Genomic DNA, 25,083 nt, shown 5'->3' with positions numbered 1-25,083 from the left:
ACTCACGACGCGGTGCCGGGCGCGAGGTGCGACAGCACGCGACCCCAGGCCTGGGCGATCACCAGGTGGCCGACGCCGGGAACCATCTCCATCCGCGCATCCGGGATGGCCTTCTGATACCACGCGGCGTGCGCCTGGCCCGCGAGCGGGTCGGCCTGGCCGCCGATGATCACGGTCTCGGCCTGCACGTCCCCCGGGTCGAAGCCCCACGGACGTGCGGTGTAGCTGAGAACGTCGCCCGCCACGCCGGCCGGGCCCTGGCGGAACGCGTCGATCAGCATGCGTCCGAGCCGGTCGCGGAGGCCGCGCCGCTGCAACGCGCCGGCATCGGCCGGCCCGGCGCCGAGCATGTCGAGCGGGACCGCGCCCTCCCCGTCGGCGGCGTGGACCGCATCCGCCTGGCCCTGCATCATCCCGGACAACCGGCTCAACGCGACATCAGGAGGCTGCTGGCCGAGCTCGTCGGAGAGCTTCTGCAGCTCGGGCGGGATCCACGGCACCTGCTCGTTCGGCGCGGGCGTCGCGACCACGGCGACCCGGTCGACCAGGTCGGGATGGCGCGCGGCGAACGCGAGCGCCACGCGCCCGCCCGCAGACCAGCCGGCGATCCCGACCGTCGCGGGCCTGACCACGCCGAGCGGGCCCTCGAAGCGCTTCAGGTCGCGGAGGTACTCGGCGATGTCGTCCGCCGCGCGCACGATGCTGGGCCAGGTCCCGAACGGCCACGGGTCGCTGGAGCCGTAGCCGGGCCGGTCGAGTGCGACGATGTGGACGTCCCGATCGGCCGACTCGTCGGGATCGGGGTCGAACACGGACGAACCGGGCGCCGGATGACAGAACACCACGACCCGCGACGCACTCGGATCGCCTAGCGTGGTCACGCCGACGCGCCGGCCTGAACGGAGAGTGAAGGTCAGGTTGGCCATGCCGCCATTGTGCTCCGGAGCACCGACACGCAGAAGCCCGGACGCTCGCGCGGCGCGACGCGTCGGCAACGGAGGAGATCCGGTCCGCTGCGCCCGGCGACCGCAGCCAACGGAGGAGTCCACCGGCGTGGCGCGTCGCGAACTCCTCCGCTCGCAACCGCAGCAGCACAAGCCGACCATCCCCTCCCGCAGCCAGTTCGGTCAGTAACGGAGGACAACCGAACCGACACACCGCACCGCCGCAGCCAACGGAGGAGTCCACCGGCGTGGCGGCCCGCAATCTCCTCCGCTCGCAACCGCAGCAGCCGACCATCCCCTCCCGCAGCCACGTCAGTCGGCGACGGAGGACAACCGAACCGACACACCGCACCACCGCACCACCGCATCCAACGCACACCCCCGTCGCGCGCGGTCGCGCGCGTCAGAACGCGGCGTCGAGCTCCCGCTCGCGCTGGGTGGCGGCTGACGAGAAGGCGACCCGCAGGGCTTCGCGCACCGTGGCGCTGCGGTCGTCGATGCGGGTGGCGAAGCCGAGGCGGGCGGCCTCGGTGGCGCGCTGCTTGCCGCTGGTGACCGGCCGGATCTCGCCCGCGAGGCTGATCTCGCCGAAGGCTGCGAGCGTGTGCGGGATGGCGCGGTCCGTGGCCGCCGAGGCCACGGCGAGGGCGATGGCGAGGTCGGCGCCGGGCTCGGCGAGCCGCACGCCGCCGACAGTCGAGACGTAGACGTCTTTGTCGCCCAGGCGGATGCCTGCGCGGCGCTCCAGCACGGCGAGCAGCATCGCGACCCGGGACGAGTCGACGCCGTTGGTCACGCGCCGCGGGTTGGGCGCCGTGGTGGCGACCACGAGCGCCTGGACCTCCACCGGCAGCGGGCGCCTGCCCTCCATCGCCACCGTGACGCACGTACCGGAGACCGGCGTGGTCGTTCGGCTGAGGAAGAGCCCGCTGGGGTCGGGGACCTCCGCGATGCCGTCACCGGCCATCTCGAAGCAGCCCACCTCGTCGGTCGGCCCGAACCTGTTCTTCAACGCCCGCACGAACCGCAGCGCCGTCTGCCGGTCGCCCTCGAACTGGCACACGACGTCGACGAGGTGTTCGAGCAGGCGCGGCCCAGCGATCGAGCCGTCTTTGGTCACGTGTCCGACGATGAGCACGGGGAGGTCGCGCTCCTTGGCCACGCGGATGAGCGTGCTCGCCACCTCGCGGACCTGGCTCGGACCTCCCGCGATGCCCTCGGTCGAGCCGCTCGAGACCGTCTGCACCGAGTCGACGATGACCAGCGACGGCCGCACCGCATCGATCTGACCGATGATGGTCGCCAGGTCGGTCTCGGAGGCGAGGAAGAGCTGATCGTGGAGGGCGCCCGTGCGCTCGGCCCGCATGCGCACCTGGCTCACCGACTCCTCGGCGCTCACGTAGAGCACCGGCCGGCCCTCGCGCGCGGCCCGGGAGGCGACCTCCAGCAGCAGCGTCGACTTGCCGACGCCGGGCTCCCCGCTCAGCAGGATGGCCGCGCCCGGAACGATGCCGCCGCCGAGCACCCGGTCGAACTCGCCGATGCCGCTCGGCCGCCGCTGCGTCGACTCGACGCCGATCGCGGTGATCGACCGGGCGGCCCTGTCTGCGCCGACCGTCACCGGCATCAGCGCGCGCAGAACGCCCGTGCGCGCCGCCGCCTCGGCCACCGTGCCCCACTCCTGGCACTCGCCGCAGCGCCCGACCCACTTGACGGTCGTCCAGCCGCATTCGGTGCAGCGGTACGTCACAGCGGCTTTAGCCACGGCACCTCCTCGGTCGGGCCGGGGGTCCGGCGTGTTCCACACTACGGGCGGCCACCGTCACTCGACGGAGGATCGCGGAACCTGTGGAGACGTCTTGCGCCGAACGAACGGTGGAGGAGAACGTCACTGCAGGATGAACTGCTTGGTCGTCGCCGAGGTGATGCCGGCGACCGACACCTGCAGGTGGTACGACGCGCCGGCCGCCGGCACCTGCTGACGCTGAGCCTGACAGGTGGCCGGGTCGGACCGCGTGCGGTCCCAGGTGATCGGGGCCTGCGACGAGATGGTCTTGCCGGGCTGCAGCAACACCTGCGCGTCGACCTTGGACGCCTGGCAGTCCGTCGACTTCCAGTAGACCTCCGAGCCGCTGGTGATCGTGAACACCTGCTGCGACGTGCCCGCGTCGATGACGCAGGCCACGGACCCCGTGTTGGTGAGTGCGACCGACAGCTGCGGGAGCTGACCCGCCGCGTACTGGGCGGCGTCGGTGACGGCCTCCACCTTGACGTCGGCCGGCTTGCACTCCTGGCCGCTCGCGCTGGCGCTGGAGGTCGGGATGCTGGTCGCCGCTGCGGGCGCCGGGCTCGACGAGTTCGTGCTGACGGGCGCCTTGGCCGGTTCGCCGCTCGATGAGCCGGGCCGGACGACGATGAGCACGATCACGACGATGACGGCGACGAGGCCGATCAGGACGATGAGCCTGCGGCGCCAGTAGACACTGCTCGGCTGGGGGCCGACAGGGTGCTTGAACGTCGACATGCCCGAAGGTTAGCGCCGACCCGCGACACGCCGACGCAGGCGCGCTCAGAGGCGCTTCAACATGCGCGTGTTTCCCAGGGTGTTGGGCTTCACGCGCGCGAGGTCGAGGAACTCGGCGACGCCCTCGTCGGTGGACCGGACGAGCTCGGCGTACAGGACGGGGTCGACCGTCTCGGTCCCCATGTCTTCGAAGCCGTTGCGCTCGAAGAACGACACCTCGAACGTCAGGCAGAACAGCCGGCTGAGGCCCAGCTCCCGCGCATCGCCCTCCAGCCGGGCGAGGAGGGCGCGGCCGACACCGCGGCCGAGCCAGGGGTCGGCGACCGCGAGCGTGCGCACCTCGGCGAGGTCGCTCCACATGACGTGGAGGGCGCCGCAGCCGATCAGCTCACCGTCGGCGGTCTCCGCGACACGGAACTCCTGCACGGACTCGTAGAAGGTGACGGCCTCCTTGCCGAGCAGGATGCGTCGCTGGACGAGCGGCTCCACGAGCTTCTGGATGCCGGGCACGTCACTCGTCCGCGCCCTCCGAACCACATACGCGCTGCCGTCTGAACTCACTCCACAACCCTACCGATCCCCCGCGGCCATCCCTTCCTCACTTCCTCCCGCAACACGCCGGGCTCAGCGGGGAGAAAGTGAGGAAGCGACGGCCGGCCGGCCCAGCGGGGACGACGAAGGGGCGGCCGCCGGGGACGACGAAGGGCCGGCCCCGCGTGAGCGGAGGCCGGCCCTGGGACGGAGTATCTCAGTCGTTCGCGGCGAGGTCCGGGGTGGCCGGGCCGGTGCCGATCGCGGCGGTGGCGTTCACACCGGCGGCCACCGACTCCTGACGGGCCGTCGTGGTGAACACGAACTCGCCGTTCTGGAAGTCGACGTGCACGTGGTCGCCCGCGTTCAGCTCGCCGTGGAGGATCTTCTCGCTGAGACGGTCCTCGATCTCGTGCTGCACCGCGCGACGCAGCGGCCGCGCGCCGAGCGTCGGGTCGAAGCCCACCTCGATCAGCCGCTCCTTGGCGGGCAGCTCCAGCTCGATCGTCATGTCGCGGTCGAGCAGCCGGTCGGAGAGGCGCTTGATGAACAGATCCACGATCTGCAGGAGCTCCGCCTTGTTCAGCTGCGGGAACACGATGATCTCGTCGACGCGGTTGAGGAACTCCGGCTTGAAGTTCTTCTTGAGCTCCTCGTAGACCTTGCCGCGCATCCGGTCGTAGCCGGTAGTCGGGTCGCCCTCGATCTGGAAGCCGACGGGGCCGCCCGAGATGTCCTTCGTGCCGAGGTTCGTGGTCATGATGATCACGGTGTTCTTGAAGTCGACGACGCGGCCCTGGCCATCCGTCAGACGTCCCTCCTCCAGGATCTGGAGCAGCGAGTTGAAGATGTCGGGGTGCGCCTTCTCGATCTCGTCGAACAGCACGACGCTGAACGGCTTGCGGCGGACCTTCTCGGTGAGCTGGCCGCCCTCCTCGAAGCCGACGAACCCGGGAGGGGCTCCGAACAGCCGGGAGACCGTGTGCTTCTCGCCGTACTCCGACATGTCGAGCGAGATCATCGCCGACTCGTCGTCGAACAGGAACTCGGCGAGCGCCTTCGCCAGCTCGGTCTTTCCGACACCGGTGGGGCCGGCGAAGATGAACGAGCCGGAGGGACGCTTCGGGTCCTTCAGGCCGGCGCGCGTGCGGCGGATCGTCTTGGACAGGGCGGAGATCGCCTCCTCCTGCCCGATCACGCGCTGGTGCAGGGCCTTCTCCATGAAGACGAGTCGGGCCGACTCCTCCTCGGTGAGCTTGAAGACCGGGATGCCCGTCGCCTGCGCCAGAACCTCGGCGATCAGACCCTCGTCGACCTCGGCCGTCGTCTTCACGTCGCCCGAGCGCCACTGCTTCTCGAGGCGCAGCCGCTCGCCGAGGAGGTTCTTCTCCTCGTCTCGCAGCGACGCGGCCTTCTCGAAGTCCTGATCCTCGATCGCGGCCTCCTTCTGGGAGCGCACTGCGGCGATCTTGTCGTCGAACTCGCGCAGCTCCGGCGGTGCCGACAGGATCGAGAGGCGAAGGCGGGCGCCGGCCTCGTCGATCAGGTCGATGGCCTTGTCGGGCAGGAAGCGGTCTTGGATGTAGCGGTCGGCGAGGTTGGCCGCCGACACGATCGCGCCGTCGGTGATGGACACCTTGTGGTGCGCCTCGTAGCGGTCGCGCAGACCCTTCAGGATGTTGATCGTGTGGGGCAGCGACGGCTCGGCCACCTGGATGGGCTGGAACCGGCGCTCGAGGGCGGCGTCCTTCTCGAAGTGCTTGCGGTACTCGTCGAGCGTGGTCGCGCCGATGGTCTGCAGCTCGCCACGGGCCAGCAGCGGCTTGAGGATGCTGGCGGCGTCGATCGCGCCCTCGGCGGCACCAGCGCCGACGAGGGTGTGGATCTCGTCGATGAAGGTGATGATGTCGCCGCGGGTGCGGATCTCCTTGGTGACCTTCTTGAGGCGCTCCTCGAAGTCTCCGCGGTAGCGGGAGCCGGCGATGAGGGAGCCGAGGTCGAGCGTGTAGAGCTGCTTGTCCTTCAGCGTCTCCGGCACGTCGCCGCGGACGATCGCCTGGGCGAGGCCCTCCACGACGGCGGTCTTGCCGACGCCGGGCTCGCCGATCAGCACGGGGTTGTTCTTGGAGCGGCGCGACAGGATCTGCATGACGCGCTCGATCTCTTTCTCGCGCCCGATCACCGGGTCGAGCTTGTTGTCGCGAGCGGCCTGCGTGAGGTTGCGGCCGAACTGGTCCAGGATCTGGCTGCCGGCCTGCGCGGTCGCCTGATCGTTGCCTCCGACCTGGACCTGCTCCTTGCCCTGGTAGCCGGAGAGGAGCTGGATGACCTGCTGGCGCACGCGGTTGAGGTCGGCGCCCAGCTTGACGAGCACCTGGGCGGCGACGCCCTCGCCCTCGCGGATCAGGCCGAGCAGGATGTGCTCGGTGCCGATGTAGTTGTGGCCGAGCTGGAGGGCCTCGCGCAGGCTGAGCTCGAGGACCTTCTTGGCGCGCGGCGTGAAGGGGATGTGGCCGGTCGGCTGCTGCTGGCCCTGACCGATGATGTCCTGGACCTGCTCGCGGACGGCGTCCAGCGAGATCCCGAGCGACTCCAGCGCCTTGGCGGCAACGCCCTCACCCTCGTGGATCAGGCCGAGCAGGATGTGCTCCGTCCCGATGTAGTTGTGGTTGAGCATCTTGGCCTCTTCTTGGGCCAGGACGACGACGCGACGAGCGCGGTCGGTGAATCTCTCGAACATCTCTACTCCTCTCGACGCCGTTGCAGGGTCGGCATCGATACAACGAGAGTAACCGCGGGCCCCCGGGCTGCGGAGGCATGTTCGCTGGAGGCTGACGTGTGCGTCGGCGGTTCGCCCGGCCTCCCGGTCAGCCGCGCAGGGCCGGGATGGTGAGAGTGGTGTCCGGCAGCTTCACGGTCACGTCGGAGCTCGTGGTGACTCCGCTCGGCGTCGCGAAGACGGTGGTGTGCGGCACGAGGTCGTGCGTGCAGACGCCGCCGGAGGCGGGCGAGAGCGTGGCCTCCAGCTGGTTGGAGGCGGTCACCTTCACCGACTGCACGGTCGGCGGGCAGGTGGAGCTGCCGTAGAGCACGATCCCGAACTGCTTGCCGCTCTGCATCCAGGTCGCCCAGGACGCGCCGCCTGCGCTGCTCGCGGGGGCATCGACGCCCCTCGGTTCACCCGCGTAATCGCTGACGGGCTTGACCTGAGCGCTCGAGCAGCCGGCGAGCAGCAGCACTGCGGCGGCGACGGCGACGAAGGAGGTCAGGGGACGCGCTGCTCGGTTCACGCGCTCATTCTAGGGCGGGGGCCTGGGGGATCCCGGGCGCCCGCGGCGGCGGTCGCGCGGCACTCCCGCCGGCGGTCGCGGAGCGCCTCCGGGAGCCTAGGATGCCGCTATGAGCAACCTCGAACGCGACCCGGTGGAGGTCCTGGTCGGCGACGACGCGGTCGTCGACGACGCCAGGGTGGAGATCCTCGAGCCGAGGGCGGTTCCGCTCGGCGGCCCGCGCGCGATGACCGTGCGGCGCACCCTCCCACAGCGCCGCCGCTCACTGATCGGCGGCTGGTGCTTCGTCGACCACTACGGCCCGGACGACGTGGCGGAGACCGGCGGCATGCAGGTCCCACCGCATCCGCACACCGGACTGCAGACCGTGAGCTGGCTGTTCGAGGGCGAGATCGACCACCGGGACAGTGTGGGCAGTCACGCCCGGGTGCGGCCGGGCGAGCTCAACCTGATGACCGCCGGGCACGGGATCAGCCACTCGGAGGTCTCGACGCCGGAGACCCGTCGCCTGCACGGCGTCCAGCTGTGGGTGGCGCTGCCGAGCGCGTCGCGCGACGTGGAGCCGTTCTTCGAGCATCACGTCCCCTCGGCGTCGGTGCTCGGGGAGGCCACCGTGCGGACGTTCGTCGGCGCGCTCGCGGGCAGCGGAACGGCGGCGACGGTCTTCTCGCCCCTCGTCGGCGCCGAGCTGCTCGTGCCGGCCGGGGCACGCGTCACGGTTCCGCTCGATCCGTCGTTCGAGCACGGCGTTCTCCTCGACACGGGTGACGTGACGGTGGACGGTTCGCCGGTGCCGCTCGCGCACCTCGCCTATCTGTGCCCCGGCCGCGACGCGGTGGAACTGGTGGCGGGATCGGCCGGCCCGGCGCGCCTCCTGCTGCTCGGCGGCGAGCCGCTGGGCGAGGAGATCGTGATGTGGTGGAACTTCATCGGCCGCAGCCACGACGACGTGGTCGCAGCGCGCGCCGAGTGGCAGCGCGACGTGATCGACGGCGAGGACCCGGACGGCCGGTTCGGCACCGTGCGAGGCTTCGACGGCGGCGCCCTCCCCGCTCCGGAGCTGCCGACGGTGCGGTTGAAGCCGCGCGGCTAGCGTCCCGGAGCAATCGCCGCGCGCTACTGCAGTGCGGACGTGAGGCGGGCCAGGTTGTCCAGCACGGTCGACCGCAGCGGCTGCTTCATCCACTCCTCGAGGGTGAGTTCGCGGCTGTCGCGCCGGTAGCCGTCCTCCACCTCGCGCATCTCCTCGACGAAGGAGCGGCCGCGCACCATCAGCGACACCTCCATGTTGAGCAGGAACGAGCGCATGTCCATGTTGCTCGACCCGATCACGGCGACGTCGTCGTCGATGGTGAAGTGCTTGGCGTGGAGGATGTACGGCGCCTTGTACATCCAGATGCGCACGCCGGCACGCAGCAGCGCTTCGTAGTACGAGCGCTGCGCGTGGTAGACGAGCGCCTGGTCGCCGATCTCGGAGACGAACAGCTCGACCGCGATGCCGCGCTGCGTCGCGGTGGTGATGGCGGTGAGCATCGCCTCGTCCGGCACGAAGTACGGCGACGTGATGACGATGCGCTCCTGCGCGTAGTACAGCAGCGCGAGGAACAGCCGGAGGTTGTTCTCGCCGGCGAATCCGGGTCCCGACGGCACGACCTGGGCGTCCAACTCGTCCGGGTTCTCCGCGTTCCGCAGGTCCTCCTCGGTGATCGGCTCGGTCTCGCGGCGCAGCAGCTCGTCCGTCTCGCTGTACCAGTCGGTGATGAAGATGGCGTTCAGGCCGGCGACGATCGGCCCCTCGAGCCGCACGATCAGCTCTTTCCACTTGAGCCCGCGCTTGATGTTCGACTTCTTGTTGTAGCTGCGGTCGATCACGTTCTGCGACCCCATGAACGCCACCCGGCCGTCCACGATGAGCAGCTTGCGGTGGTTGCGCAGGTCGGGCCGCTGGTACTTCCCCTTGAACGGCTGCACGGGAAGCATCAGGTGCCACGTGGCACCCATCGCCGTGAGCCGCTCGATGGTGGCTTTGTAGTCGGGGGTGCGCCGCGACGCGATGTGGTCGAGCAGCACCCGCACGACGACGCCGCGCTTCACCGCGGCCTCCATCGCCTCGAAGAACGGCCTGGTCGTCGTGTCGAGGGTGAGGATGTAGAACTCGACGTGCACATAGCGCTTCGCCTCGTCGATCGCGGCCGTCATCGCCGCCAGCGACTCCTCATAGTGCCCGTTGAGCCGCGCCCGGTTGCCGCCGACGAGCGGCATGGCGCCCAGATTGCGGTTCAGCTCGACCACCGACTCCAGCCACGGCGGCCACGGATGGTCGCGGCGCACCCGCTCGATGCCCTCCGTGCTGTCGATGATGAAGCGGTTGATCTCGTCCTGCTTCTCGCGCCGCGCCTTGGGGAGCTTGTAGCTGCCGATCAGCAGGAAGAACAGCACGCCGATGTACGGGATGAGGAAGATCGCAAGCAACCAGGCCGTCGCCGACGTGGGCTTGCGGTTGCGCGGGACGACGATGATCGCGATCACGCGGATGACGAAGTCGACGAGGAGCAGGAGAACGACGATCGCCGTCGTCAGGAAACCCGCGTCCATTCAGGCCCCCTCCGGCGTCGCGCGTCGAGGGAAAACGCCCTCAGGCCCTACCGTAGCGGCGGTCAGCCCTTCGGGGCGAGACCGCGTCGGGCGCGCTCCTCGGCCTCCATGCGGGAGTAGACCTTGCGCTCGGTGCGGTCGGCACGCACGATCGCGCGCATGATCATCCAGAACAGCAGGCCGACGAGCACAGTCGGGGCCAGCGACCAGACGATTCCACCGATGATGTCTCCCATAGCGGGATAATGGTACCTCCCGTTCATGTGAATGCCGATCCTCCCGAAAGCAGCGCCACGCCTCCCTTCCTCGTCTTCCTGACCACCTGGTCGTTCGATCCGGCAGCCGCGATCGTGCTGGTGGCCGCTGCCGCGCTCTACCTCGGCGGGGTGCGGTCGTTGCGGCGGCGCGGCCACCACTGGCCGGCGCGCCTGACCGCCCTGTACTTCCTGCTCGGCCTCGGGTCGTACGCGTTCATCTCGTTCGGCTTCCTGGGTGCCGAGAGTCACGAGCTGCGCTGGGCGTTCACCACCCGGATCGCACTGCTGCTCTTCGTCGTCCCGGCGCTGGTGAGCCTCGGGAGGCCGATCGCCCTCGCCCGCGCGGCGCTCGGGGCGGCCGGGCAGGGGCGCACCGACCGGTTCCTGCAGTCCCGCCCGGTGCGACTGTTCGGCAACGCGATCTTCGCGACCGTGTTCGCGTGCGTCGCCTTCATGATCTTCCTGACGCCGATCGCCGCCGTGCTGCGCGACAACCCGTGGTCGGAGTGGACGATCTCGGTGCTGGTACCGCTCGCCGGGCTGCTCATGGTGCTGCCGATCGCGGCGCACTCCGTGCTGCACACCAGCTTCTTCATCACGGTGGAGTTCCTGCTCGCGTTCGTCGCGATGATCCTCGACGCGATCCCCGGCCTCCTGCTGCGGCTGAACGACGCCGTCCTGGACCACGCACCGGCGGTCGTCGGCGCCGTGCCGTCCTGGTTCCCGAGCGCTCTGCACGACCAGCATCTGTCCGGCGACTTCCTCTGGTTCATCGCGGAGGTCGCCGACGTGCCCGTGCTGGTGCTGCTGTTCGTGCGCTGGATGCGACTCGACCGCCGCGAGGGCAAGAAGCTCGACGAGCTGAGCGACGAGGAGATGGAGGCGCTGACGCAGGCCCACCTGCGCCAGCACGGGTGAGCGCGTGCTCTCCTCCCCATCGCTCGAAGGGCACGTCGTTGTCGCTTTCGAGCGCGAAAAGCGACAACAACGTGCCCTTCGGGCTCACTTCACCAGCGGGAAGAGGATGGTCTCGCGGATGCCGAGGCCGGTGAGGGCCATCAGCAGGCGGTCGATGCCCATGCCCATTCCGCCCGTCGGCGGCATGCCGAACTCGAGGGCGCGCAGGAACTCCTCGTCGAGGCGCATCGCCTCGTCGTCGCCCGCGGCGGCCAGGCGGGCCTGCTCCACGAAGCGCTCGCGCTGCACGACAGGGTCGACCAGCTCGGAGTAGCCCGTCGCCAGCTCGAAGCCGCGGGTGTAGAGGTCCCACTTCTCGACCACGCCGTCACGCGAACGGTGCGCGCGCACCAGCGGGCTGGTGTCGACCGGGAAGTCCATCACGAAGGTCGGGCGCACCAGGCCCGACTTCACGTGGTGCTCCCACAGCTCCTCGACGTACTTGCCGGGCAGCGGGTGCGGCACCTCGATCTCCGCCTCGGCGGCGAGCTCGCGCAGGCGCGACATCGGCGTCTGCGGGGTGATCTCGTCGCCGATGGCCTCCGAGAGGCTGTCGTACATACGGATGCGGTCCCACTGGCCGCCGAGGTCGTACTCGGTGCCGTCGGCCCAGGTGACGACGTGCGAACCGGAGATCGCGACCGCCGCATCCTGGATGAGCTGCTGCGTCAGGTCGGCGATCGAGTTGTAGTCGCCGTACGCTTGGTAGGCCTCCAGCATCGCGAACTCGGGCGAGTGCGTGGAGTCCGCGCCCTCGTTGCGGAAGTTGCGGTTGATCTCGAACACCCGGTCGATGCCGCCGACGACGGCACGCTTCAGGTAGAGCTCCGGCGCGATGCGCAGGTACAGCTCGGTGTCGAAGGCGTTGGAGTGGGTGACGAACGGGCGGGCGGAGGCGCCGCCGTGCATCACCTGCAGCATCGGCGTCTCGACCTCCACGAAGCCCTGCGACGCGAAGGTGCTGCGGAGGCTCGCGACGGCCGCCGCGCGGTCGAGCACGTTGCGGCGCGCCTGCTCGCGGGCGATCAGGTCGAGGTAGCGCGAGCGCACGCGCGTCTCCTCGCTGAGCTCGTTGTGGAGGTTGGGCAGCGGCAGGATGGCCTTCGACGCGATCTCCCAGCCGCGGACCATGATCGACAGCTCGCCACGGCGGCTGGAGATCACCTCGCCGGAGACGAAGACGTGGTCGCCGAGATCGACGAGCTCCTTCCAGCGCGCCAGCGACTCCTCGCCCACCTCGGCGAGCGACAGCATCGCCTGGATGCGGGAGCCGTCGCCGGACTGCAGCACGGCGAAGCACAGCTTGCCGGTGTTCCGCTGGTGCACGACGCGGCCGGCGATGCCGACGGTCTCGCCGGAGGACTGGTCGGCCTCCAGGTGCCCCCACGCGGCGCGCACCTCGGGGATGGTCGTCGTCACCGGGACCTGCACCGGGTAGGCGCCACCGCCCGCGTCGCCCGACTCGGCGATCAGGCGCTCGCGCTTGGCCAGGCGCACGGCCTTCTGCTCGGAGATCTCGTCGGCGGTGAGGTCACCGTCGACGACTCCACCCTCGGGGGTGCTGGAGGTGGGGGGAGCTTCGGTCATCGTGTCTTTCCGTTCCGGCGGTTCGGTGCTGGCGGCGTCGTGGTGGCGCTGGCTCTGGATGGTTCTGGATGCTGCTGGCTTGGGTCGTGCTGGCGGTGCTTCGTGCTGCTGTGTTTCGTGCCGTGCTGGCGGTGCTTCGTGCGGTGGTCGTGCTCTGTGGTGCGGGCGCCGCGATCAGCCCAGCGTGATCCTGGCGTTGTCGATCAGGCGGGTGGAACCGACGCGCGCCGCGATCAGCAGCAGAGCCGGGCCCTGCAGCCCGGCGCCCGCCTCGAGGAACGTGTCCTGATCGACGATCGCGAGATAGTCCAGTTTAACGACCGGCTCGGCCTCCACGCGCGCGGTCGCGGCGGCCAGCGCGGCCGCCACTCCCCCGGCAGCGGCCTGGGCGCCCGCGGCGAGCGCCTGCGACAGTGCGACGGCCGCGCGACGCTCGTCGTCGTCCAGGAAGCGGTTGCGGCTGGAGAGCGCGAGCCCGTCGTCTTCGCGCACGGTGTCGACCACGGCGATGGAGACGGGGAGGTCGAGGTCGTCGACCATCCGGCCCACCAGGTGCACCTGCTGAGCGTCCTTCTGGCCGAACACGGCCACGTCGGGCTGGACGATGTTGAGCAGCTTGGCGACGACGGTGAGCATGCCGTCGAAGTGCCCCGGCCGGGACGCCCCCTCGAAGGTGCGGCCGACGTCGCCGGCGGTGACCCGGGTGGAGGTCGGCCCCTGCGGGTACATCTCGGCGGCGGTCGGCGCGAACACAAGGTCGGCGAGGCCGTCCAGCGCCTCCACGTCGGCGTCGAGCGTGCGCGGGTAGCGGTCGAGGTCCTCCCCCGGCCCGAACTGCAGCGGGTTGACGAAGACGGAGACGACCACCAGACCGCCGAGGTCGCGCGCGCGGCTCACCAACTGCAGGTGCCCGCGGTGCAGCGCGCCCATCGTGGGCACGAGGACCACGCGGCCGACCGGGGCGTCGGCGGGGCCGTCGAGCGCGGCCTCCCGCCGGGCGTTCGCGACGCGCTCGCGCAGTTCGGCGATGGTGGTCACGACGTCCGGCATGGCGGGTCTCCTCCGAGGTGGTGCGGGGTGGTGCGTGTGCTGCGGGGTGGTGCTTGCGGTGGTGCGGTGCGGCGCGGTCTGGTGCGTGCGGTGCAGTCCAGACTGCGCAGTGCGCTGCGGCAGCTGGGGTACGACCCACCGGCTCGGCCTCCGCTGCGCGCGGCCGCATCCAGGCTACTCGCCGCGCAGGTACCAGCCGCGCCCATCGTCGTCGGCCGGGCCGTCGCCGGGGCGCGCGCCGCCGAGCTCGTCGAGCAGGCCGACGTCGAGGGAGCTCGGCGCACCGGCGCGGGTGAGCGCGTTGTCGACCGCCGAGCGTAGCAGCGAACTGAGGAACGAGCCGGGGTTCTCGACGCCGATGCCCGCGAGGATGCCGGTGGACTGCTCCACGATCGATCGCGAGAAGGCCGTGGCGGTCGCGATCGCCTCCGCGTACGCGGGCCGGTCCTGCTCGGCGATCACGACGGGCTCACCTCCCATCTCGACGACGAGCGCCTGCGCGATCGGCAGCACCGGCGTCGGCGCCGTGACGGCGAACCAGCTCTCGCCCAGGCGGGAGAGGTCGAGGCTCGTGCCGGTGAACTCCAGGGCCGGGTGCACGGCGAGCGGGATTGCGCCGGCCTCGGCCGCTGGACGCAGCACGCCGACGCCGTGACCCGGGGCGGTGTGGAGGACGAGCTGGCCGGGCTGCCACGTCCCGGTCGCGGCGAGTCCCGCCACCAGCTCGGGGAGCTCGCGGTCGGGAACGGCGAGGATCACGAGCTCGCTGCGCTCGACGAGTGTCGGCACGTCCAGGATCGGCGCCTGCGGCAGCATGGCCTGCGCGCGCTCCCGGCTCTCGGCCGACACCGCCGAGATGCCCACGACCGCGTGGCCGGCGCCGGCCAGCGCGGCGCCGAGCACGGGCCCGACCCTGCCGGCCCCGACGATACCGAGGCCCAGCCGGCCCGAGCGTGCTGCGGCGTTCATGCGTCCTCCCCAGGCGTGGTGCGGGATGTGTCGTCGATGCTCGGGGAGGCCGGTGGCGGCGTGGGCGGCGCGGTCTGTGCGCCAGGCGCGGGCTGAGCACCGGATGCGCCCTGAGCACCGGCTGCGGGCTGCGCGGCGACCCCGGATACCGGCCCCTGCACCCCCCAGCGGTGGCTGCGGTCGCCGGCCGCGGCCTCCACCGCGCGCGCGGCGACGGTCTCGAACAGTTCGACACCGGTGGCCGAGTCCATCGCGCCGAGCCGCGGGTGCACAGGCCCGGAGACGGTGTGGAACCGGGTCTCGGCCAGCCCGAGCAGACGGTCGATCGGGCCCTGCTGCAGCTCCAGGCTCTGCAGCCGGGCCAGCGGAACGATCGCCAGGCTGCGCCACACGAAGCCGCGGCGCAGCAGCACGACGCCGTCCACCATCCGGAAGCCCGTGCGCTGCCACGACAGCGGACGCAACCACGCTGCTCGACGCGGGCTTCCCGTGAAGGCGTCGCGGCCCCGCGACGTCATCCCCTGCAGGACGGCGTCGCTGTGCTCGGCCGTGAACGTCGGCAGCACGAGCGCCAGCACCCGCGCAACGTCGGCCTGGTCGCCGACCGGCAGCATTGTCGTGTTCGGCTGGCCTGCCGCGCCCTTCTCGCGCGAGTGGCCCGCGGTGTCGATGCGGATCTGCCACCAGCCGAACGGACGCCACAGCAGCGGCTGCTGCACCTCCACGGCGTGCACCCGACCGGGCGGGAGCGTCTCGTTGCTCGTGCTCAGCAAGCCGAAGCCGACACGCACGCCGTCGGGGGTCCCCGCGATCGAGTAGCGCAGCGACTTGGTGAAGCGGTTGATGTAGAAACTCGCGGAGCCGATGAGACCGGGCAGCACGACGATGAGCAGCCAGGGCGCGCCTCCCGCCGACCCGATCACCAGCAGCACGATCACGACGACGACGAAGATGGAGAATCCGCTTAGCACCAGGGAACCGGCGAGACGCAGCGGCGGGATCTTGACCACGGACTCGGGCGGCGCCGTGTTCGGGTCGAGCTCGGGAGCGAGGAAGTCGTTGACCCGGCGGCCGACGAAGTCGGTCACCTGGGCGCCGCGGGAGGGCGCGGGTGCCAGTCCCGGGCCGGACGCACCCGCCGCGACGCCGGCACCGGAGCCGGCACCGGCCGAGGCTTGTGCCGCCTCCACAGCCCGCACGCCGGACGCGAGCCGCAGCACGTCCGACCGCAATCCGTCGGCCAGCACCGAGCCGAGGTAGGCGAGCTGCACGTTCGCGTCGTGGCCGGCGACCGTGATGTCGAGCTTCGCCGCGCCGAAGATGCGGGCCAGCACGGGTCGCACGATGTTGATGCCCTGGATGCGGTCGAGGCGCGCTTTGCGCTGGGTGCGGAACAGGATCCCGCTGCGCACCTCCACGGCGTCGTCGGTGATCCGGAAGCTGTGCATCCGCCACGATACGTAGAACGCCGCGAGACAGCCGAGCAGAACGACGGCGATGCCGAGCAGCGCCCAGCCCTCCCAGCCGTGGTTGTAGATCGCGTCGATGGGGTCGCCGCCGACGTCGGGCGCGCCCACGAAGAACCCCACGAGCCGCTCGCGCAGATTGGACAGCACGAAGCCGAGCACGGCGATGAACACGATGCCACCGCGCAGCAGGGGCGTCGCCGGGTGGAGGCGGTGCCACTCGCCGTCGGTGAGGTGCTCGGCGGCGCGCTCCGCCGCGCTCAGCGGGCCGCCGGGAAGCGCGTCGGGGGCGGGTTGCGGAGTGGTGGACGGCGGGAAGCCGGGCTGCGGGGTCACGGGCTGCGGGGCACCGGGCTGCGAGCTGGCCGGCTGCAGGCCACCCGCGTCCGCGCCACCCGGCTGCGGATCGCTCGGCTCCGAGCCGCCCGGCGGCGGGTCCTGCAGGTTCACAGTCCCGCCCGGCGGCTCTCCGCCAGCTCCACGAGGCGGTCGCGCAGCTCCGCCGCCTCGGCCTCCGGGAGGCCGGGGACGACCACGCTCGTCGCGGCGGCAGCCGTCACGAACTTCAGGTCGGCCAGGCCCAGGATCCGGCCCACCGGCCCGCGCGTGATGTCGATGAGCTGCATCCGCCCGTACGGCACCGAGACGAACCGCTGGTACATGATTCCGCGGCGGAACAGCAGGTCGTCGTCGCGCAGACGGTAGCCGATCGACCGCGTGCGCCGGTTGGCGACGAACAGCGAGATCAGGGTGACCACCACGATCACGATCAACGCGATCCACGCCCACGACCAGCCGGCGACGAGCCACAGGAACACCGACGCGGCGCTGAGCACGAGACCGCTGAGCAGGGTGCTGACGACCACCACCACGACGTACTTCGGCGAGACGCGGTTCCACTCTCCGACGGAGAGGTCAATGCGAGCGGGCACGGGCGGTCTCCGGGTCGTCGTCGTTGTCGGGCGGAAGGGTGCAGAAGAACTCGGCGAGCAGGCCGGCGACCAGCAGGATGATCGCGCCCGCCGTCCCGAGAGCCGTCAACAGCACGGCGTTGGAGGCCGGGAGCACATCCCTGGTCAGCAGGTAGATCAGGATGCCGATGCCCACGCCGGTCAGCAGGGCGCCGCTCAGACTGCACGCCTTGGCGAACACCACGATGCGCATCGCCTGGAACGGGTCGATCCGCCGGGAGCTGCGCCCGCGCACCGCCCGCCGGATCGGGATGGCGAACGCGACCACGATGATCGCGACGGCGACGAGCGTGATCGGCAGGGTGAGCGGCGGAACGAAGACGGCGATGCCCATGCCGGAGGCCGCGAGCTCGACCAGGAAGCCGATGGCCACCCCGAGCACGCCGAGCCCGATGAGGGAGGCCGGCCGCGTGCGCTTCACGATGCGCTCCCGTCGTCGTGCCCGTCGTCGCCGCGCCCACCGTCGGCATGACTGTCGTCACCGTGCCGGTCCTCGACGCGCCCACCGTCGGCATGCCCGTCGTCATAAGGCACGACCGGGTCGGTCGCCGCGGCGGCGAGTGCCGCAACGGGGCCGTACCCGGGAAGCACCGCGTCGGGGTCGACATCGAGCCACGGGACCAGCACGAACGCGCGCTCGTGCGCCCGGGGGTGCGGGAGGACGATCCGCGGGTCGTCGTCGGCGACGATGCCGTCGTAGTCCACGATGTCGATGTCGAGCGTGCGGTCGCCCCAGCGCTCGTGGCGCACGCGACCGAGGGCGTCCTCCACCCGGTTGACGGCCGCGAGGAGCGCCAGCGGGTCGAGGATGGTGTGCACGCGGGCGACGGCGTTGAGGTAGGCGGGCGCCTCCTCGGAGATGCCGTCCGGCTTGAGCGCGGGGGTCTCGAAGAGGCGGGAGACCGCCTCCACGCGGAGGCCCGCGTCCTCGCCGAGCATCCGCACGGCCTCCCGGATCGTCGCCGCGCGGTCGCCCAGGTTGCTGCCGAACGCCAGCACCGCGGGCGCACCGACCCGCAGTCGCTCGGGGCGCGGGGCGTTCACGACCGGCCCCGGAGGATGCGCACGGCGACGTCGCCGAAAGGCACCTCGATCGGCGCGTCGGGCTTGTGCACCGTCACCTCGACCGAGTGGACCGGCTCGTGCGCGAGCACCACGGCCGCGACCCGCTCGGCGACGGTCTCGATCAGGTCGACGGGGTCGCGGCGCACCGCGTCGGCGACCTCGACGGCGAGCTCGCCGTAGTGGACGGTGCGGCTCAGGTCGTCGGATGCCGCGGACGGCGACAGGTCGAGGTAGGCCGTCACGTCGACCACGAAGTCTTGGCCGTTCTCCCGCTCGAAATCGAACACACCGTGGTGGGCGCGCACGCGCAGCCCGGTCAGCACGATCGCGTCCGTCGGCCGCAGCGAGGCGGTCGCGGCATCGGAATCAGTCATCGCGTCCAGCTTGCCACGCCCGCACGACATCCAGGGCGATCCGCGTCGACGCCACGTCGTGCACCCGCACGGCCCAGACGCCCGCCTGGGCGGCGAGGGCGGAGATGACCGCCGTCGGCGCGTCGCGGTCCTCCACGGCGGCGTCCTCCGGCAGCAGCGCACCGAGGAACCGCTTGCGCGAGGCGCCGATGAGTACCGGGTAGCCGAGGGTCTCGAACTCGTGGAGACCGGCCAGCACCTGCCAGTTGTGGGAGGCGTTCTTGGAGAATCCGAGACCCGGATCGAGCACGAGCTTGGCCGGGTCGATCCCGCGGTCGAGGAGGTCGGTGACCCGGGCGGACAGCTCCGAGCGGACCTCCGCCACGGTGTCGGAGTAGACGGCCCGGGAATCCGCCGGGTCGAGCCGGCCGCGCCAGTGCATGACGACGTACTGCAGGCCGGTTTCGAGAACGGCGTCGGGCATCGCGGGATCGCCGAGGCCTCCCGAGACGTCGTTGATGATCGCGGCGCCGGCGTCGGCCGCCGCCCGGGCGGTGGAGGCGTTGAGCGTGTCGACGCTGACGGTGACGCCGAGCCCGGTGAGGGTGCGGATGACGGGGACGACGCGGGCGCGCTCCTCCGCCGGGTCGACCCGCACGGCACCCGGACGCGTGGACTCGCCACCGACGTCGATCAGGTCGGCACCCTGGGCGACGAGGTCGAGGGCGTGCGCGACGGCGGCCTCCGGTTCCAGCCACCGGCCTCCGTCGCTGAAGGAGTCGGGCGTCACGTTGAGGACGCCCATGATGAGGGTCACGCGCGCGCCCGCCTCGCGGAGCGCACCCGACGCAGCACCGCGACGCATTCGTCACGAATGTCGCGATTCGTGGCACGAATGTCGCGATTCGTCACGAATCGCCGCCCCGCCCGCTCGCGGGAGGGGGCCGCGCATTTGCCGCAAATGACGCGATACGCGGCGTCTATCGCAACATTTGCCGCAAATCGGCGCCCCGCCGGGCGAAGTGGCGCGACGCATTCGTCACGAAAGTCGCGATTCGTCACGAAACTCGCACGCGCTCGTCGGCGGGAGGTCGCCTCGCGCTGGGGCGCGGTCACGCGATGCCCCGGCCGATGAGGGCGATCAGCTCGGCGCGGGCCGCGGGCTCCGTGAACGCGCCGCGTGCGGCGATCGTCACCGTCGTCGCGGCGGTCTGCCGCGCGCCGCGGGTCGTCACGCACTCGTGGGCGGCGTCGAGGACGACGAGCACACCGCGCGCTCCGGCTCCGCTCTCGATGGTGTCGGCGATCTGCTCGGTGAGCCGCTCCTGCAGCTGCGGGCGCGCCGACAGGATCTCGATCGCCCGCGGGATGCGGCCGAGGCCGATCACAGCCTCACCGGGGAGGTAGGCGACGTGCGCGACTCCGAGGAACGGCAGCAGGTGGTGTTCGCAGACCGAGCGGAAGCGGATATCGCGCAGGACCACCGTCTCGGCGGTCGCACCCTCCAGCGGCACCGGGTCGCCCAGCTCCGAGCGCGCGTCGACGCCGACCCCTGCGAAGAACTCCTCGTAGGCGTCGGCGACGCGGGACGGCGTCTCTCCCAGCCCCGGACGCGACGGATCCTCGCCGATGGCGGCGAGGATCTCGGCGACGGCCGCCTCGATGCGTGCGCGATCGAAACCGGTCATGCGGCGCGCGGCCTAGGCGGTCGCCGGCCGCGGCTTGATGGCGGGGGAGCGCTTCGGCTTCGACGACGGCGGCTCGGAGTCCACTCCACCGTCGACCGCACCGGCGTCGATCGGCGCCTTCGGGAACTCGATCGGCGGCAGGTCGGAGATCGGTCGCTTGTCGCTGGAGAGCCACTGCGGGCGCTCCGGGAGCTTCTTGACGTCGGCGAAGATCTCGGCGATCTGGTTGTGGTCGAGGGTCTCGTGCTCCAGCAGCGACGCGGCGAGCCGGTCGAGCACGGCGCGGTTGTCGTTGATGACCTCCCACGCCTCGTCGTGCGCCTTCTCGATGAGGGCGCGCACTTCGGCGTCGACACGCTCGGCGATGCGCTCGGAGTAGTCGCGCTGGTGACCCATGTCGCGGCCGAGGAACATCTCGCCGTTCGCCTGCCCCAGCTTGACCGAGCCGATGTCGGCGCTCATGCCGTACTCGGTGACCATCTTGCGGGCGATCGAGGTCGCCTTCTCGATGTCGTTGGAGGCGCCGGTGGTCGGGTCGTGGAACACGATCTCCTCGGCGACGCGCCCGCCCATGGCGTACGCCAGCTGGTCGAGCAGCTCGTTGCGGGTGACCGAGTACTTGTCCTCCAGCGGCATCACCATCGTGTAGCCGAGGGCGCGTCCACGCGGGAGGATCGTGATCTTGGTCACGGGGTCGGTGTGGCGCATCGCCGCGGCGGCGAGGGCGTGACCGCCCTCGTGGTACGCGGTGATCAGCTTCTCCTGGTCCTTCATCACGCGGGTGCGCTTCTGCGGGCCGGCGATGACGCGGTCGACCGCCTCGTCGAGCGCCCGGTTGTCGATCAGCTGCGCGTTGGAGCGCGCCGTGAGCAGGGCGGCCTCGTTGAGGACGTTCGCCAGGTCGGCGCCGGTGAAGCCGGGCGTCTTGCGCGCCAGGACCTCGAGGTCGACGGAGGCCGCGAGCGGCTTGCCGCGCCCGTGCACCTCCAGGATCTTCTTGCGGCCGAGCAGGTCGGGGGCGTCGACGCCGATCTGGCGGTCGAAGCGGCCGGGGCGCAGCAGCGCGGGGTCGAGGATGTCGGGACGGTTGGTCGCCGCGATCAGGATGACGTTCGTCTTGGGGTCGAAGCCGTCCATCTCGACGAGCAGCTGGTTGAGCGTCTGCTCGCGCTCGTCGTGCCCGCCGCCGAGGCCGGCACCGCGGTGGCGGCCGACGGCGTCGATCTCGTCGATGAAGATGATCGCTGGCGAGTTCTCCTTGGCCTGCTGGAACAGGTCGCGCACGCGGCTCGCGCCGACACCGACGAACATCTCGACGAAGTCGGAGCCCGAGATCGAGTAGAAGGGCACTCCCGCCTCACCCGCGACGGCGCGGGCCAGCAGCGTCTTGCCGGTTCCGGGAGGGCCGTACAGCAGCACACCCTTGGGGATGCGCGCACCGACCGCCTGGAACTTCGCGGGCTCCTTGAGGAAGTCCTTGATCTCCTGCAGCTCCTCGATGGCCTCGTCGGAGCCGGCGACGTCGTCGAAGGTGACCTTGGGCGTCTCCTTGGTGACGAGCTTCGCCCGCGACTTGCCGAACTGCATGACCTTGTTGCCGCCGCCCTGCATGCCCGAGATCATGATCCAGAAGAACACGCCGATCAGCAGCGCCGGGATCAGGAAGCCGAGGATGTTGACGAGCCAGTTGGGCTGCGGGACCTCGTCGTCGTACCCCTTGGGCAGCTTCGCGTCGTCGATCGCCTTGACGACGTCCTGGCCGCGCGGGGTGACGTAGTAGAACTGCACCTGCGTGCCGAGCGAGCCGTCCGCCTGCTTGAGCGTCAGGTCGACGCGGTTCTCACCGTCGACGATCTTCGCGCTCGACACCTTGTCCTGCGAGAGGAGATCGAGGCCCTCCTGCGTCGTGACGCTCTTGAACCCCGACATCGTGATCAGGCTGGAGCCGATCCACACGATGATGATCGCGAGCACGACGTACAGGATCGGGCCGCGGAAGATCTTCTTGACGTTCATGGTGCGACCACAGTACCGCCTGACCGCTGTGGGTCGGCTGCGTGTTCGCTCTGGGCGCGCTTACCGCCGCCGGGCCGGAGAACGCGGCCCGGACGGGCCCGTCACGCCACCGCGAGGATGGCAGGCCAGTACTCGACGATCATCCCGTCGGCGACGCGCACGAAGTCGTGCCCCGCGAAGGCCATCGTCTCGTCGCCCAGCCGGCAGTTCACGATCCAGCGCGCCGCGACGATCCCGTCGCCGGCGAGCGGCCCGGCCTGGACGTCGAACTCCACACTGTCGAACTGGTCGACGGTCTCGGCGATCGCGCGGGCGAACCCGCGCGGGCCGACGACGTCGCCCTCCGGCCAGTGCCCGACGGCCTCGGCAGCGATGATCGGCTCCAGTGCGGAGTGCCGGTCGCTCCACGCGGCCAGCCAGCGCCGGTAGAGCTCTGTGGGATCGTCAGGCATGGGGACATCGGATCACCGCCTGGCCCGCTCCGCAAGTGGACGGACCGGTCAGGGAGCCTCGTCGTCCCCGCGCCCCCACGCTATCGTCGAGGAAGGCGTCGACGTCGGCCTCGGTCGGCTTCGCCTTCGGCTCGGCCACCACCGGGGTCCCGTCAGCTGTAGACGGCGGGCGCGAGGATGCCGACGCCGCGCAGGTTGCGGTAGCGCTCCGCGTAGTCGAGACCGTAGCCGACGACGAACTGGTTGGGGATCTCGAAGCCGACGTACTTGACGTCGATCTCGACGCGGGCGGCCTCCGGCTTGCGCAGCAGGGTGAAGATCTCGATCGACTCCGGGCCGCGGCTGTGCAGGTTCGCGAGCAGCCACGAGAGCGTGAGCCCTGAGTCGATGATGTCTTCGACGATCAGCACGGTCTTGCCGCTGAGGTCGGTGTCCAGGTCTTTCAGGATACGGACGACGCCGCTCGACGCGGTGCCGCTGCCGTACGAGCTGACGGCCATCCAGTCCATCGTCACCGGGATGCGGAGCTCGCGCGACAGGTCGGCCATGACCATGACAGCGCCCTTGAGCACGCCGATCAGCAGGACGTCCTTGCCGGCGTAGTCGGCCTCGAGCCGGCGGGAGAGCTCGGCGATCCGGGAGCGGATCTGCTCCTCGGTGATCAGAATCTCGGTCAGGTCGTCGTGAACGTCCGTGAGTTCCATGGGGGAGGCGCTGTCCTTAGCTGTCGGGGTGAAACGTGAGCAGGCCGTTCTGCCTGACAACTCTAACGCCTGGCAGACTGAGTGGCCCCTGGCCGTGCCACCCCGTGATCAGCTCCGCCACGGCGAGGGTGTGCGCCCGGCTGAGCGACACTCCGAACTCGGCGGAGACGACCAGGCGGATGATGCGCTGGCGCAGCGCGGCCGGGTCGGCGGCGAGCCCACGGACGTCGAGGGCGACCGCCCCCTCGTCGGTCTGGCTCACCAGCTCCTGCGCCCACTCGAGGGCGAGGCCGTCGAGCGCCTCGTCGTCTTCGCGCAGCTGCTCGGCGGTGCGGGCGAGCGCCTCGGCGACGCCGGGGCCGAGCTCGTCCTCGAGCGCCGGCAGCAGCCGGGTTCGCACGCGCACGCGCGCATAGGAGGGGTCGACGTTGTGCGGATCGTCCCACGGCGTCAGGCCGCTGTCGGCGCAGAAGGCACGGGTCGTGCTGCGGCGCAGCCCGAGGAACGGGCGCAGCAGCGCACCCGTGTCGGGCCGCATGCCCTGCAGGCTCGACGGGCCCGAACCGCGGGCGAGCCCGAGGAGCACCGTCTCGGCCTGGTCGTCGAGCGTGTGCGCGAGCAGGACGCGCTCCGCCTCCGTCGCCCGGCGGGCACGATCGAACGCAGCGTGCCGGGCGGCGCGCGCCTCGCCCTCCGGCCCGCGGGTTCCCGACCCGACCTCCACCCGGTCGATCAGCACCGGGTCGAGACCGAGCCCGCGCGCCTGCGCGGCCGCGGCCTCCGCGACCTCCGCCGACTCGGCTTGCAGGCCGTGGTCGACCACGATCGCGCCCGCCCGGTAGCCGCGACGTGGCGCCTCGAAGGCGGTCGCGGCGGCGAGCGCCAGCGAGTCGGCTCCCCCGCTCAGCCCCACCAGCACCAGCGCCCCCGGCGCGAGCGGCGCCGGCCGGGCGGGGCCGTGATCGTCGTGCGGGTCGGGCGCGGGGAGGCCGGCTGCGGCGGCCAGAGCCTCGCGCACCGCCCGGCGGGCATCGGCGATCGGCGGAGTCAACCGGGGGCGGCGGGGGGCGTCTGCGGCTGCCCCACCCGACACGTCGCCCGATGAGCCGTTGAGGTGCATCCAGTAACGTTAGTGCAGATTTCCGACAGCTAAGGAGCAAACGGCATGGCCGAATACGACGTCGTCATCGAGATCCCGAAGGGGAGCCGCAACAAGTACGAGGTGGACCACGAGACCGGCCGCGTGTACCTCGACCGGGTGCTGTTCACCAGCTTCGTCTACCCGACCGATTACGGCTTCTTCGAGAACACGCTCGGCGACGACGGCGACCCGCTGGACGTGCTCGTCCTGCTCGAGTACCCGGTGTTCCCGGGTGTGGGCGTCAAGGTCCGTCCGGTCGGCGTGCTGAACATGTCGGACGAGGCCGGCGGCGACGCCAAGATCATCGCCGTGCCCTACAAGGACCCGCGGTGGCTGCACATCCAGGACGTGAACGACGTCCCGGAGCAGACCCGCAAGGAGATCGAGCACTTCTTCGCCCGCTACAAGGACCTCGAGCCGGGCAAGTTCGTCAACATCGAGGGCTGGGGCGACGCCGCGGAGGCCGAGGCGATCATCCAGAAGGGCTTCGCCAAGCTCGCCGCCGAGGGCCACTGACCCCTCT

The 25,083-nt window shown here is 71.0% G+C and carries 25 protein-coding genes; 3 read left to right on the top strand and 22 right to left on the bottom strand.

Annotated features, from left to right (window positions below; all coding sequences use genetic code 11):
* Positions 1-2 precede the first annotated feature (2 nt).
* The 6 genes from KNO15_RS22365 to KNO15_RS22340 all read right to left on the bottom strand — a co-directional run bounded on the left by KNO15_RS22365 (position 3) and on the right by KNO15_RS22340 (position 7,289).
* Positions 3-926 carry an alpha/beta fold hydrolase gene (locus KNO15_RS22365; RefSeq protein ID WP_241706164.1) on the bottom strand — a complete coding sequence of 308 codons (924 nt, stop codon included), beginning with the start codon at positions 924-926 and terminating at the stop codon, positions 3-5.
* A gap of 421 nt (positions 927-1,347) precedes the next feature.
* Entirely contained in the window at positions 1,348-2,709 is a 1,362-nt protein-coding gene (gene radA / locus KNO15_RS22360) for a DNA repair protein RadA (RefSeq protein ID WP_241706163.1), read from the bottom strand.
* Positions 2,710-2,832: 123 nt separating this feature from the next.
* Positions 2,833-3,468 carry a hypothetical protein gene (locus tag KNO15_RS22355; protein ID WP_241706162.1) on the bottom strand — a complete coding sequence of 212 codons (636 nt, stop codon included), beginning with the start codon at positions 3,466-3,468 and terminating at the stop codon, positions 2,833-2,835.
* A gap of 45 nt (positions 3,469-3,513) precedes the next feature.
* The gene (locus KNO15_RS22350; RefSeq protein WP_241706161.1) at positions 3,514-4,029 is read right to left on the bottom strand and encodes an amino-acid N-acetyltransferase; all 516 of its coding nucleotides are present in this window, start codon (positions 4,027-4,029) and stop codon (positions 3,514-3,516) included.
* Between the two features lie 187 nt (positions 4,030-4,216).
* Positions 4,217-6,739, bottom strand: a complete 2,523-nt coding sequence (locus KNO15_RS22345; RefSeq protein WP_241706160.1) for an ATP-dependent Clp protease ATP-binding subunit — start codon at positions 6,737-6,739, stop codon at positions 4,217-4,219.
* Between the two features lie 127 nt (positions 6,740-6,866).
* Positions 6,867-7,289, bottom strand: a complete 423-nt coding sequence (locus tag KNO15_RS22340; RefSeq protein WP_241706159.1) for a hypothetical protein — start codon at positions 7,287-7,289, stop codon at positions 6,867-6,869.
* A 109-nt stretch (positions 7,290-7,398) separates the two neighbouring features.
* Between KNO15_RS22340 and KNO15_RS22335 the strand changes: the two genes are divergently transcribed.
* On the top strand, positions 7,399-8,382 hold the full coding sequence (locus KNO15_RS22335) for a pirin family protein (protein WP_241706158.1): 984 nt from the start codon (positions 7,399-7,401) through the stop codon (positions 8,380-8,382).
* A gap of 23 nt (positions 8,383-8,405) precedes the next feature.
* On the opposite strand, the gene cls is transcribed toward KNO15_RS22335, so the two are convergent.
* Together cls and KNO15_RS22325 are read right to left on the bottom strand one after the other, a co-directional pair.
* Positions 8,406-9,884 carry a cardiolipin synthase gene (gene cls, locus KNO15_RS22330; RefSeq protein WP_241706157.1) on the bottom strand — a complete coding sequence of 493 codons (1,479 nt, stop codon included), beginning with the start codon at positions 9,882-9,884 and terminating at the stop codon, positions 8,406-8,408.
* Positions 9,885-9,946: 62 nt separating this feature from the next.
* Positions 9,947-10,120: a hypothetical protein gene (locus KNO15_RS22325; RefSeq protein WP_208040214.1), complete on the bottom strand. Its 174-nt coding sequence runs from the start codon at positions 10,118-10,120 to the stop codon at positions 9,947-9,949.
* A gap of 27 nt (positions 10,121-10,147) precedes the next feature.
* Here KNO15_RS22325 and KNO15_RS22320 point away from each other — a divergent pair, with 27 nt between their 5' ends.
* A complete protein-coding gene (locus tag KNO15_RS22320; RefSeq protein ID WP_241706156.1) occupies positions 10,148-11,059 on the top strand; it encodes a cytochrome c oxidase assembly protein in 912 nt (303 codons plus the stop codon).
* Positions 11,060-11,143: 84 nt separating this feature from the next.
* Here the strand turns inward: KNO15_RS22320 and lysS are convergent, their stop codons facing one another.
* From lysS to tilS, 14 genes are all read right to left on the bottom strand, one after another.
* Positions 11,144-12,685 (bottom strand): lysine--tRNA ligase, encoded by a 1,542-nt coding sequence (gene lysS, locus KNO15_RS22315; protein ID WP_241706155.1) that lies wholly within the window; start codon positions 12,683-12,685, stop codon positions 11,144-11,146.
* A 174-nt stretch (positions 12,686-12,859) separates the two neighbouring features.
* Positions 12,860-13,735 (bottom strand): pantoate--beta-alanine ligase, encoded by an 876-nt coding sequence (gene panC / locus KNO15_RS22310; protein ID WP_241706154.1) that lies wholly within the window; start codon positions 13,733-13,735, stop codon positions 12,860-12,862.
* 174 nt (positions 13,736-13,909) lie between these two features.
* Positions 13,910-14,704, bottom strand: a complete 795-nt coding sequence (locus KNO15_RS22305) for a Rossmann-like and DUF2520 domain-containing protein (protein WP_241706153.1) — start codon at positions 14,702-14,704, stop codon at positions 13,910-13,912.
* Positions 14,701-16,620, bottom strand: a complete 1,920-nt coding sequence (locus KNO15_RS22300; protein WP_241706152.1) for a PH domain-containing protein — start codon at positions 16,618-16,620, stop codon at positions 14,701-14,703. Before KNO15_RS22300 ends, KNO15_RS22305 begins: the two co-directional genes overlap by 4 nt.
* On the bottom strand, positions 16,617-17,102 hold the full coding sequence (locus KNO15_RS23010; RefSeq protein ID WP_241706151.1) for a PH domain-containing protein: 486 nt from the start codon (positions 17,100-17,102) through the stop codon (positions 16,617-16,619). Before KNO15_RS23010 ends, KNO15_RS22300 begins: the two co-directional genes overlap by 4 nt.
* Positions 17,086-17,562 carry a DUF3180 domain-containing protein gene (locus KNO15_RS22290; RefSeq protein ID WP_241706150.1) on the bottom strand — a complete coding sequence of 159 codons (477 nt, stop codon included), beginning with the start codon at positions 17,560-17,562 and terminating at the stop codon, positions 17,086-17,088. The genes KNO15_RS23010 and KNO15_RS22290 overlap by 17 nt, the downstream gene beginning before the upstream one ends.
* Complete coding sequence (gene folK, locus KNO15_RS22285) at positions 17,559-18,185, bottom strand: 2-amino-4-hydroxy-6-hydroxymethyldihydropteridine diphosphokinase (protein WP_241706149.1); 627 nt, start codon at positions 18,183-18,185, stop codon at positions 17,559-17,561. Before folK ends, KNO15_RS22290 begins: the two co-directional genes overlap by 4 nt.
* Positions 18,182-18,580, bottom strand: coding sequence for a dihydroneopterin aldolase (gene folB, locus KNO15_RS22280; protein ID WP_241706148.1), 399 nt, complete (start codon positions 18,578-18,580; stop codon positions 18,182-18,184). Before folB ends, folK begins: the two co-directional genes overlap by 4 nt.
* Positions 18,573-19,376, bottom strand: coding sequence for a dihydropteroate synthase (folP, locus tag KNO15_RS22275; RefSeq protein WP_241706147.1), 804 nt, complete (start codon positions 19,374-19,376; stop codon positions 18,573-18,575). Before folP ends, folB begins: the two co-directional genes overlap by 8 nt.
* Before the next feature lie 295 nt (positions 19,377-19,671).
* Complete coding sequence (folE, locus tag KNO15_RS22270) at positions 19,672-20,247, bottom strand: GTP cyclohydrolase I FolE (RefSeq protein WP_241706146.1); 576 nt, start codon at positions 20,245-20,247, stop codon at positions 19,672-19,674.
* A 12-nt stretch (positions 20,248-20,259) separates the two neighbouring features.
* Entirely contained in the window at positions 20,260-22,263 is a 2,004-nt protein-coding gene (gene ftsH / locus KNO15_RS22265) for an ATP-dependent zinc metalloprotease FtsH (protein WP_241706145.1), read from the bottom strand.
* 101 nt (positions 22,264-22,364) lie between these two features.
* Positions 22,365-22,715, bottom strand: a complete 351-nt coding sequence (locus KNO15_RS22260; RefSeq protein WP_241706144.1) for a nuclear transport factor 2 family protein — start codon at positions 22,713-22,715, stop codon at positions 22,365-22,367.
* Between the two features lie 152 nt (positions 22,716-22,867).
* Entirely contained in the window at positions 22,868-23,419 is a 552-nt protein-coding gene (gene hpt / locus KNO15_RS22255) for a hypoxanthine phosphoribosyltransferase (RefSeq protein WP_241706143.1), read from the bottom strand.
* Positions 23,420-23,435: 16 nt separating this feature from the next.
* Positions 23,436-24,539: a tRNA lysidine(34) synthetase TilS gene (gene tilS / locus KNO15_RS22250; protein WP_241706142.1), complete on the bottom strand. Its 1,104-nt coding sequence runs from the start codon at positions 24,537-24,539 to the stop codon at positions 23,436-23,438.
* Between the two features lie 45 nt (positions 24,540-24,584).
* Here tilS and ppa point away from each other — a divergent pair, with 45 nt between their 5' ends.
* Positions 24,585-25,076, top strand: a complete 492-nt coding sequence (gene ppa, locus KNO15_RS22245) for an inorganic diphosphatase (RefSeq protein ID WP_241706141.1) — start codon at positions 24,585-24,587, stop codon at positions 25,074-25,076.
* Positions 25,077-25,083: the final 7 nt, after the last annotated feature.

The organism is Leifsonia shinshuensis (genome assembly GCF_022606355.1).
In the GTDB taxonomy this organism is placed as follows: Bacteria; Actinomycetota; Actinomycetes; order Actinomycetales; family Microbacteriaceae; genus Leifsonia; species Leifsonia shinshuensis_B.
This window is presented reverse-complemented; position numbering and strand designations above follow the sequence as displayed.